The sequence below is a fragment of the Halolamina salina genome (assembly GCF_042678005.1).
Taxonomy (GTDB): Archaea; Halobacteriota; Halobacteria; order Halobacteriales; family Haloferacaceae; genus Halolamina; species Halolamina salina.
Genome location: NZ_JBHUDH010000020.1, coordinates 4,020 through 14,654 on the forward strand (window position 1 = coordinate 4,020; position 10,635 = coordinate 14,654).

The following is a 10,635-nucleotide window of genomic DNA, read 5'->3' on the forward strand; positions in this document are numbered from 1 at the left end:
GTCTCGGCGTTGATCAGCGGGTCCTCGACGGCCTCGCGCACCTCGCGGATCTGGTCTTCGAGGCCGCCGATGTCGGCGTAGGTGACGTCCGGCGACGCCTCGACCTCCATCGCCTGCGCCCGGGCGTCGGTCTCGTCGTCGAGCAGCTCCTGAACGGAGAAGGAGTCGTCGATGGCGACGCGGTCACCCGCCTCGACCTCCCCCTTGAGTGCGGGGGAGAGCTCGGTGAGCACCTCCTGATTGTTGCCGTGTTGCTTGATGACGACGCCGTCGTCGGTCAGCTCCTCGACGGTCGCGAGATAGAGCGACGACGTCTTGAGCGTCTCGTTGCGGCGCTTGAGCTGGTCGACCTCCTCGCGGAGCTCCTCCTTGCGCCCTTCGGCGTCCTGGAGGCGCTCGTTCAGCTCCTCATTGACCTGAACGAGCCGCTCGAAGTGTTCCCGGATCGCCTCCAGGCGCTCGGCCTGTGACATCTCGGGGTCCAGGTCCAAGCGGGGGCGGTCGGGAAGGGACGGGCTGCGTGACATCTCTCTGGTTCGGTTTAGGGGTAGGCGTAAATGTGCCTTTGGGTCGGGGAATGGCTCGCTTCGGCCGCCAATCGCGAACGGGCGTCGGCGGGGACGCAGTCGGAACGTGAAAACGGAAAGTCGCGTTAGTTCAGGTCCAGCAGCTCGGCGGCGTCGTCGAGGCGCTCGCCGTAGGCCGACAGCGCGGACTCGATGGGATCGGCGCTGGTCATGTCGATGCCCGCGATGTCGAGCACGTCGATGGGGTACTCGCTGCCGCCGGCTTCGAGCGCGGCGCGGTAGTCCGCGGCCGGGGGCTCGCCCTCCTCGCGGATCTTCTCGACGATCGCGACCGCCGCCGAAATTCCGGTCGAGTACTGGTAGACGTAGAAGTTGTAGTAGAAGTGGGGGATGCGCATCCACTCCTTGGCGATCAGGTCGTCCACGTCGGCGTTCGCGTAGAACGTCTCCTTCAGGTCGCCGTAGATCTCGTCGAACGCGTCGGGGGTGAGCGGCTGCCCGTTCTCGGCGCGCTCGTGGATGCGCTGCTCGAAGTCCGCGAACATCGTCTGACGGTACAGCGTCGAGCGGAACCGCTCGAGGTACTGGTCGAGCGCGTGGGCGCGGATCTCGTCGTCGTCGACGTTCTCGAGCAGGTAGTGGGTGAGCAGCGTCTCGTTGACCGTGCTCGCGACCTCGGCGACGAAGATTTCGTAGCTGGAGTACTGCCACGGCTGAGCTTCGCTGGCGAGTTCGGAGTGCATCGAGTGGCCGAGCTCGTGGGCCAGCGTGTACATCGAACTCACGTCGTCCTGGAAGTTCATCAGGATGAACGGCTGGGTGTCGTACGTGCCCGAGGAGAACGCGCCCGAGCGCTTCCCCCGGTTCTCGTACACGTCGACCCAGCGGCTCTCGAGTCCCTGCTCCATCCGGGCCTGGTACTCCTCGCCCAGCGGCGCGACGGCCTCGACGACCCACTCCTTCGCCTGCTCGTAGGTGATGTCTGGCCCCTCCTCGCCGGTCAGCGACATGTAGAGGTCGTGCATCCCGAGTTCGTCGACGTCGAGCGCTTGCCGCTTCAGGTCGGCGTGGCGCTGGAGGTGGTCGAGGTTGTCGTGGACGGTGTCGACGAGCGTATCGTACACCTCAGTCGGGACGTTGGTACTGTCGAGGGCGGCCTCGCGGGCGGTGTCGTAGTTCCGCGCCTCCGCGAGCTTTACGTCCTTCTTCGTGCTGTTCTGGAGGGCGGTGCCGACGCTGTTGCGGTAGTCGTCCCAGGTCTCGTAGTACTGCTCGTAGGTCTCGCGGCGGAACTCCCGGTCCTCGTGTTTCTGGAGCTTCGTGAAGTTGCTCTGGGTGATCTCCACCTCCTCGCCGTCGGGCTTCTCGACGGTGGGGAACGTGAGGTCGGCGTTGGAGAGCATCCCGTAGATGTCCGACGGCGCGCTCGTGACCTCCGAGAGGTCGGCCAGCAGCTCCTCGACCTCCGAGGAGCGCGTGTGGGGTTTCATCCGCAGCGCGTCGTCGAAGAAGTGCTCGTACTCCTCGAGCGCGGGCTCCTCGTCGATCAGCGACTCGACCTCGTCCCAGTCGAGTTCCTGAAGCTCGGGTTCGAGGAAACTGGTCGCGCTGGAGGCCTCCGAGCGCAGCGACTCGGCCTTCGACGCGATCGCTTGGTACTCCTGGTTTCGGGTGTCCTCGGCCGACCGCAGTCGGGCGTAGGCGGCGACTTTCGACACGTCGCGCATCACGTCCTCGTACGCCTCGAGCAGTTCGCGCAGCGTCTCGGCGCTCTCGGTCGCGCGGCCCTCGTACTCCCGCAGGTCGTCGACGCGCGCTTCCACGTCGTCGTAGGCCTCCTGCCACGCCTCCTCATCCGGGAAGATCGATTCCAGATCCCACTTGTACTCCTCGTCGATGTCCTCGCGTTCGGGGACAGTGCTCATCGTGATACCGTAGTGTCGAATCCGGTGGTAAGTCTTCCCACTTCACCCGGCGAGGTGGTCGGTTTTGCCGTGTTTTCCTCCCGCCGTCGCCCTCGCCCCGGAACGTCTTTGGGTCCCCCTCACACACGCCGGACCATGGACGGATTCGACGCCGCGATCGGGCGGACGTGGATCGACGACCGACCGGGCGAGTTCCTCACCGACCTCACGGCGATCGGGAGCCGGATGGGCGGGAGCGAGGGCGAGGCCCGGGCCGCGGAGATCGTCGCCGACGCGTTCCGTGACGCCGGCGCCCGGAACGTTGAGCAGGACCCCTTCGAGATGCAGGTCTGGCAGTGCGGGGACTCCTCGCTCCGCGTTCGATCGCCGGTCGAGCGGGAGTTCGAGACGGTCGCGCTCCCGTACTCGCCCGCGGGCGAAGTGGAGGGCGAACTGGTCGACGCGGGCTACGGCACGCCCGCAGAGATCGACGAACTCGACGTCGAGGGGAAGATCGTCGTCGCCTCGACGACGACGCCGGAGGGTGGCCGCTTCATCCACCGGATGGAGAAGTTCGGCTACGCGATCGGGCAGGGCGCCGCGGCGTTCGTGTTCGTCAACCACGTCCCCGGCCAGCTCCCCCCGACGGGCTCGCTCACGTTCGGGCGCGAGGCCGAGGCGCNNNNCCCCCGCCGTCGGCGTGAGCAAGGAGACCGGCGCGTGGCTCACCGAGTTCGCCGAGGGCGACACCCGCGTCCGACTCACCGTCGACGCCGAGACGACGGCGGGCCGGAGCCAGAACGTCCAGGGGCGCCTCGGCCCCGACACCGACGAAGAGATCCTCCTGCTGGCCCACTACGACGCCCACGACATCGCGGAGGGCGCGCGGGACAACGGCTGCGGCGTCGCAACCGTGCTCACGGCCGCCCGGGTACTGAGCGAGGCCGATGCCGACCTCGACCGCGGCGTGCGCGTCGTCGCCGTCGGCTGCGAGGAGGTGGGGCTGCTCGGCGCGGAACACCTCGCGGAGTCGGTCGACCACGACGACGTGGCGGCGGTGGTGAACGTCGACGGCGGCGGGCGTTTTCGCGACCTGATCGCGCTGACCCACACCTCCGAGTCGACCGCTGAGGCAGCCGAGGCGGTCAGCGAGCGCGCGAACCACCCGATCGAGGTGGAGTCCGACCCCCACCCCTTCAGCGACCAGTGGCCGTTCGTCCGCGCGGGCGTGCCGTCGGTCCAACTGCACAGCGACAGCGGCGAGTCCGGCCGCGGCTGGGGGCACACCCACGCCGACACGCTGGACAAACTCGACGACCGGAACATCCGGGAGCACGGCGTCCTGACCGCGCTGCTGGTCGACGAGCTGGCGTCGATGGACGCCGATCGGCTGGAGCAGGCGGAGTTGGCCGAGGCGTTCCGGGAACTGGAGTTCGAGACGGGGATGAAGGCGGCGTCGCTGTGGCCTGAAGGGTGGGAGTGATCACCGACGGAGGCGCCATCCCGTAACCACCGATCCCTACTCCCCAAGCCCGTCCAGTACCGTCTCCGTCACGCGAACGCGCTCCAGCGCGCCCACGCGCCGCTGGCCGAACACGCCGCGGGCGCTCTCGAGCGCTTCCTCGTCCACCGAGAACGTCACGTCCGGGTACGTCACGCCAGTCAGCACCAGCGGCTCGGGCGCCATCCGCGGGACGCCGCGGCCGCCCTGTAGCGACTCATCGCTCAGCACCTCGTCGACCCGGGCGAGGGACTGCCCGTCGACGGCCACCTCCGCGAGCACGCCGACCAGTCGACGGACGAACCCCCGCGGGAAGCCGCCCGCGGCGACGGTGACGACGAGGAACTCCCCGTCGCGTTCGACCCGGACCGAAACGTCTCGAACGGTCCCGGTGTCGTCGCTGGTGAGGTTGTGGAAGTCGTGCTCCCCGGAGAGTCTGTCTGCGGCCTCGCGCGCGGTGCGGTCGTCCGCGTCGGGGGCGTGGAGGTGGTACGTGTACCTCCGCTCGCTGGCGGCGTGGGTCGCGTGGAACTCCTCGGGCACGTCCGCGGCGGCCCACGCCCGGATCGACCCCGGGAGCCGACCGTTGAGCGCGGCGGGCGTACACCAGCCGGGCGCCTCGAACGCGACCGTCTGGGCGACCGCGGAGACGCCGGCGTCGGTGCGGCCCGCGGCGGCGTACCCCGGCGGCGTCTCGCCGTCGTCGACGATCCCGGCCTCCGCGAGGGTCGCGAGCAGCCTCCCCTCGACGGTCGGCACGTTGGGCTGGCGCTGGAACCCGTAGAATTCCCGCCCGTCGTAGGCCAGCCTGAACGCGCGCATCTACCGGCGGTCCCTCAGCACTGGTGTGGGGGAGTGACGGCCGACCGAACGCACGCGGTAGCGGATGGCGTCGTCCATGATTCCGGGTTCCGGACGCCGGCCCAAAACGGTGCCGGACGGGGGGCGCTGTCCCCCCGAACACCCCCTCCCTTCGGGTCGAAAACCCGGCGAAGAAACCGCGGTCTCGTGGGCCGCGATTCACTTTCACCGCGGTTCGGTCAGGGTTATACCGACCGCTACCTAACCGTTACACGAGTGCCGCGACGGCGGCCGAACCCCTCAACACCATGACCAGCAACAGCCATCAGAGAGTACAATCTTATTTGTACTACTACAACCGTACCGGGAACCAAACGGTTAATGGGGGTCCACGGAATAGGACTTCTCCGCTACAGATGTTCGATCTACCCACTCCCGACGAGAGCCGCATCCGCCCACACGGGGTGAGCGCACAGTGAGTTCGCCCGATCTCGGCGCCGACGAGCTGACCCTGCCGATCAAGCGCACCGACGGCGAGACGCTGAAGGATCGCCTCACCGAGAACGCCTACGAGAACATCCTCCCCGCGCGGTACCTCCGGAAGAACGCCGACGGCGAGGTCGAGGAGGATCAGGAGGAGCTGTTCGCCCGCGTCGCCAAGAACATCGCGCTGGCCGAGGCCGTCTACGAGGCCGAGCGCCAGGGCGTCGAGGTGACGGTCACGCCCGACCAGCTCAAGCCCGACCACCCGCGACGCGACGAACTCGCCGAGGAAGTGTTCGGCGCCGGCGTCGACGCCGAGACCGAGACGCTGACGACGCTGAACGAGCACAACGTCAACAAGTTCGCCTACGACACCGTCGTCCCCGAACTCGACGAGGAGATCGCGGCGACCGTCCGCGAGACCCGCGAGGAGTTCGAGACGCTGATGACGGATCTCTCCTTCATGCCGAACTCGCCGACGCTGATGAACGCCGGCGACGAACTGCAGCAGCTCTCTGCCTGTTTCGTCGACTCTCCCGACGACGACATCACGGACATCCACCAGACGGCCAAGGAGGCCGCCGAGGTGTTCCAGTCCGGCGGCGGCATGGGGTACGCGTTCTGGAAGCTCCGGCCCTACGGCGACTCCGTCGGCTCGACCGGCGGGATCGCCTCCGGCCCGATCACGTTCATGCGGACGTTCGACCAGATGTGCGAGACGATCGCCCAGGGCGGCGCGCGCCGCGGCGCCCAGATGGGCGTGATGCGCGTCTCGCACCCGGACGTGATCCAGTTCATCCACGCGAAGAACAAGGACGTCAGCCTCGCGAACACGCTGCGGCTCAACGACCCCGACGACTTCACGCACAACTCCTTCGCGGACGCGCTGGAGGAGGCCCGCGACCTGATCGACGACGAGGGTCGCGTGCCCGAGCACCTGCGTAACGCCGTCGAGGGCCACCTCTCGAACTTCAACATCTCCGTCGGCATCACCGACGACTTCATGGAGGCGCTGAAGAACGGCGAGGAGTTCACGTTCACCAACCCCCGGACGGAAGAGCCTCACATCGCGACGCCGGAGACGAAGGAGCTCTACGACATGTTCGGGCTCGGCGAGCACGTCGAGGTCGGCGAGGAGCTCTCGGTGCCCGCCGAGGACCTCTGGGACCAGCTCGTCGAGGGCGCCCACGAGAACGGCGAACCGGGCGTGATCTACCTCGAACGCGTCAACGAGCGCCACTCCTTCGACGTGGAGGAGCACCCCGACCACCGCATCCTCGCGACGAACCCCTGCGGCGAGCAGCCGCTGGAGGAGTACGAGGCCTGTAACCTCGGCCACATCAACCTCTCGACGCTCGCGGCACAGGATGCGCCGGACTGGCGCGTCTGGGCCGACGAGCACGCCGACGAGTACGACTCCCACGAGGAGGCCGTCTCGGCGTTCCTCGACGAGGCGATGAACTGGGAGGACTTCGACCACCGCATCGAGTACGGCACGCGCTTCCTCGAGAACGTGGTCACGATGTCGGACTTCCCCGTCCCGGAGATCGAGCAGAAGGTCCGGGAGATGCGCAAGATCGGCCTCGGCGTCATGGGGCTGGCCCAGCTGTACATCCAGCTCGGCGTGCGCTACGGCACCGACGACGCCGACGAGATCGCCCGCCAGCTGATGACCCACATCAACCACGGGTCGAAGGACGCCAGCCACGAGCTCGCCCAGGAGCGCGGCGTGTTCTCCGACTGGGACGAGTCGAAGTACGCCGACCCGACGGCCTACCCCGAGTGGTTCGAGCACCACACCGGCGAGGACCCCGAGGAGTGGGAAGAGGGCTACCCGCTGCGCAACCACAACACGACGACGATCGCGCCGACGGGCACCACGTCGATGATCGGCAACACGACGGGTGGCTGTGAGCCGATCTACAACGTCGCCTACTACAAGAACGTCTCCGGCGACGTGCAGGGCGACGAGATGCTCGTCGAGTTCGACGACTACTTCCTCCGCGCGCTGGAGGAGAACGGCATCGACGTCGAGGCGGTCAAGAAGGAGGCCCAGGAGCAGATGGCCAACAACGAGTTCGACGGCGTCGAGGGGCTGGAGACGGTCCCGGACGCGCTGGGCGAACTGTTCGTGGTTACCGGCGACCTGAGCGCCAAGCAGCACGCCTCGATCCAGTGTGCGGCCCAGGAGGGCGTCGACTCCGCCATCTCGAAGACGGTCAACGCCCCCAACGACGCCAGCCTCGAGGACGCCAAGGAGGCGTTCGAGTACGTCTACGACAACGGCGGCAAGGGCGTCACCTACTACCGCGACGGCACCCGCAGCAAGCAGGTGCTCACCACCCGCGCCGACAACACCGAGTTCGCCGACGAGGACGAGGCCGCCGAGGCGCTCGTCGAGCAGATCACCGAGGTGTTCGGCGGGCTCGAAGGGTTCCTCGAGAACGAGGACGTCCAGGCCGCCCTCGACACGCAGGTCGAGCAGATCCTGGCCGACGCCGACGGCGAGGACACGCCGCTGGGCCGCAAGCGCCCGCGCCCGGACGTGCTCCACGGCGTGACCCAGCGCATCGACACCGGCTACGGGAAGCTGTACGTCAACATCAACGAGGACCCCCAGACCGGCGAGCCGTTCGAGCTGTTCGCCAACATCGGCAACTCCGGCGGCTTCACTGCCTCCTTCACCGAGGCGCTCGCGAAGACGATCTCCACCTCGCTGCGCTCGGGCGTCGACCCCGAGGAGGTCGCCAGCGAACTGCAGGGCATCCGTAGCCCGAAGGTCGCCTGGGACAAGGGCGAGCAGATCCAGTCGATCCCGGACGCCATCGGCACGGCGATGCGGCGCTACCTCGACGGCGAGATCGACAAGGGGATCCCCCAGCAGCAGACGATCGACCAGCTCGACGACGAGAGCGTCGACGCCTCCACCGACGGCGGGGCGACGGCCCAGCCGCCGAGCGAGCCGACGAACGTCGACGTCGACGACGGCGCGGACGCCGCCGAGGACGACGCCACGAGCGAGCTGATCGCGTCGGGCGAGAGCCCGGAGTGTCCCGACTGTGGCTCGATGAGCCTCTACTACTCCGAAGGCTGCAAGACCTGCGAGTCCTGCGGCTGGAGCGAGTGCTGAGCTAGCGCAGCTTCGCCTTTTTCGCCGCTACGTCCCTTCGGCCCGCGCCAGCGGCAGCGATACCGTGATCCGGTTGCCGCGGTCCGCCGACGTGTCGACGCTGATCTCCCCGTTCGACAGTTCGACGGCCCAGTAGACGAGCCAGAACCCCAGCCCGCTGCTGTGGTAGACGTTCGTCATCTCGTCGTGGTCGCCGGTGAGCACGTCCGCCTCGATCGCGGGGATCGGCTCCCCGTCGTCCTCGACGACGAGTTCGGCGCGGTCGCCCCTCACGCGGAGGCGGACCCGAACCGCCGGGTTCGCGTCCTCGCAGTGCTGGACGGCGTTCTCAAGCAGCTCGGTAATGGCTCGCTCCAGCTCCGGCCGGCCCTGGACGACCACCGGCTCCAGCGTTTCCACCTCGATCACGCTGTCGGGGTAGCGCTCGTGGACGGTCCCGACGCTCGTGCCGACCGCCTCCCGGATGTCGATCGGTTCGCGCCACCGCTGGTCGGTGAGCAGGTCGATGATCTCGCGCTCCTTCTCCGCGCTCTGGAGGAGTTGGTTCCCGACGCGGTGGATGGTCTCGGTGTGGTCCGCCGCCTCGGGGAACTCGTCGTCGATGAGGTCGGCCTCCCCGAGCACGACGTTGAGGTCGTTCCGGAGCGTGTGTCTGAGGAGGTTGTCCATCACGACCAGCTGTCGCTCCCGGCGCCGCCGGTCGGTGATGTCCCTCGCGAACCCCGCGATGCGCACGACCTCGCCGTTCTCCGTGATCGGCTCGCCCTGAACCCACACCCAGCGCTTGTACTCCTCTTCGGGGTTGACGCGGTACTCCATCTCGACGGAGTGGCCGTCGGAGATGCGGCTCATCGCCTCCTCCACGTCGTGGCGGTCCTGTGGGTGGACCGCGTCGAGGAACGCGCTCGGGTCCGCGTACACCTCCTCGACCGGCCGACCGAAGATCTCCTCGTAGGCGGGATTGACGAACAGCAGTTCCGACCAGTCGGCGTCGAACATCCAGAGCACGTCGCCCGCGACCGCGGCGATCCCCTCCAGCCGGGTGGCGGTCTCCGCCCGCTCGCGCTCGGCCCGCACGCGGTCGGTCACGTCCCGCGAACTCACCACGAAGCCGTCGAGTTTCTCGTCGGTGAGGTTCGACATCCGGCTCTCCAGCCACACCCAGCCGTCGTCGGCGGTCCGGTGGCGGTACTCGATGGTCCCCTCACGGAAGTCGTCGCTCCGAACCGTCCGGTAGAACTCCTCTCGAACGGCGTCGGCGTCGTCCGGGTGGACGAAATCGAAGACGCCCTCACCCACGAGCTCGTCGGGCGAGAAGCCGAGGATGCGCTCGGCCGCCGCGTTGACGTAGGTGAACGTCCCGTCCTCGTCCAGCAGCGCGATCTTGTCCTGGGACTGATCGAGGAGGAGTCCGAACAGTTCGGACTGGTCCATCGTCACCCGTTGGACGCCCTGTGGGGATAATTCTCACGGCAGTTCGGGTATCATTACGCCGGCGTCACGGGCGGATCGTTTCGCTGACCCAGCCAGTCGCGCCCGAGGGGCGGACTTCTTCTTGGTCCTCGGTCTGTCGCTCGCCCTCGCCGTCGATCGCCCGGACGACCACCTCGTGTCGCTCGGCGGCGTCGTACTCGTGTTCCCACATCCGCCACGCGTCGGCGGCCTCGCCGTCGGGTTCGGGCTCCTCGGCGTCGAGCGGCACCGAACCCGGCAGCGGCTCCGAGAGCGTCGCCTCGGTCCAGCTGTCGCCGCCGTCGGTCGACACCTCGACGGCGTCGATCCCGCGCGTGCCGGCGTAGGCGTGCCCGCCGACGCGGACCGTCCCGTCGCGGACAGTCGTGCTGTGGAGTTTGGCGACCGTGTTCACCTCGCCGGTCCCCTGCCAGCCGCGCTGCTCCCAGTAGCCGTCTTCGGGTTCCTCGCGGATCTCGATCTCGGTGAGCCACTTGGCGTTCGTCTCGCCCCAGTGGCCCGGCACGAGCGTCCGCAGGGGGGCGCCGTGGCTCCGAGGGAGGGGACGGCCGTTCATCCCCCACGCGAGCAGCCCGTCCTCCAGTGCTGCCCGCGGGAAGGAGACGAAGTAGTCGTCGGCGGCGTGCAGCGTGACACAGCAGCTCTCGGGGGCGTCGACCGCCTCCAGCACCGTCGAGACGGGGACGCCGTCCCAGAGCGCGGTGTCGATCTTCTTCCCGTTCAGCGGGTCGCTCACGCAGCGCAGCGTGACGAACCGCCGCTCGGCGTCGAACGCCCGTAGCTCCGAGAGCGTGAACGACCGCGCCTCGGGCACCT

The 10,635-nt window shown here is 68.3% G+C and carries 6 protein-coding genes and 1 pseudogene; 2 read left to right on the forward strand and 5 right to left on the reverse strand.

Going from position 1 to position 10,635, the window contains the following annotated elements:
* Nucleotides 1–527: 26S proteasome regulatory subunit family protein (locus tag ACFR9S_RS02480; protein ID WP_459077184.1), on the reverse strand; the 527-nt coding region annotated here is incomplete at its 3' end.
* Between the two features lie 125 nt (nucleotides 528–652).
* The gene (pepF, locus tag ACFR9S_RS02485) at nucleotides 653–2,452 is read right to left on the reverse strand and encodes an oligoendopeptidase F (protein WP_379731805.1); all 1,800 of its coding nucleotides are present in this window, start codon (nucleotides 2,450–2,452) and stop codon (nucleotides 653–655) included.
* A 135-nt stretch (nucleotides 2,453–2,587) separates the two neighbouring features.
* Between pepF and ACFR9S_RS02490 the strand changes: the two are divergent.
* A pseudogene (locus tag ACFR9S_RS02490) lies at nucleotides 2,588–3,914 on the forward strand (M20/M25/M40 family metallo-hydrolase).
* Between the two features lie 36 nt (nucleotides 3,915–3,950).
* Here the strand turns inward: ACFR9S_RS02490 and truA are convergent.
* Nucleotides 3,951–4,754: a tRNA pseudouridine(38-40) synthase TruA gene (truA, locus tag ACFR9S_RS02495; RefSeq protein ID WP_379817997.1), complete on the reverse strand. Its 804-nt coding sequence runs from the start codon at nucleotides 4,752–4,754 to the stop codon at nucleotides 3,951–3,953.
* Nucleotides 4,755–5,208: 454 nt separating this feature from the next.
* Between truA and ACFR9S_RS02500 the strand changes: the two genes are divergently transcribed.
* On the forward strand, nucleotides 5,209–8,346 hold the full coding sequence (locus ACFR9S_RS02500) for an adenosylcobalamin-dependent ribonucleoside-diphosphate reductase (protein ID WP_379817998.1): 3,138 nt from the start codon (nucleotides 5,209–5,211) through the stop codon (nucleotides 8,344–8,346).
* 27 nt (nucleotides 8,347–8,373) lie between these two features.
* On the opposite strand, the gene ACFR9S_RS02505 is transcribed toward ACFR9S_RS02500, so the two are convergent.
* The gene (locus ACFR9S_RS02505) at nucleotides 8,374–9,780 is read right to left on the reverse strand and encodes a PAS domain-containing sensor histidine kinase (protein ID WP_379731677.1); all 1,407 of its coding nucleotides are present in this window, start codon (nucleotides 9,778–9,780) and stop codon (nucleotides 8,374–8,376) included.
* Nucleotides 9,781–9,844: 64 nt separating this feature from the next.
* The coding region (locus ACFR9S_RS02510; RefSeq protein WP_379817999.1) for a molybdopterin-dependent oxidoreductase at nucleotides 9,845–10,635 on the reverse strand (791 nt) is incomplete at its 5' end.

What these genes read in the sequence shown, in the direction of transcription:
- pepF (WP_379731805.1), bottom strand. Translation starts at nt 2,452, where the DNA reads ATGAGCACTGTCCCCGAACGCGAGGACATCGACGAGGAGTACAAGTGG.
- truA (WP_379817997.1), bottom strand. Translation starts at nt 4,754, where the DNA reads ATGCGCGCGTTCAGGCTGGCCTACGACGGGCGGGAATTCTACGGGTTC.
- ACFR9S_RS02505 (WP_379731677.1), bottom strand. Translation starts at nt 9,780, where the DNA reads ATGGACCAGTCCGAACTGTTCGGACTCCTCCTCGATCAGTCCCAGGAC.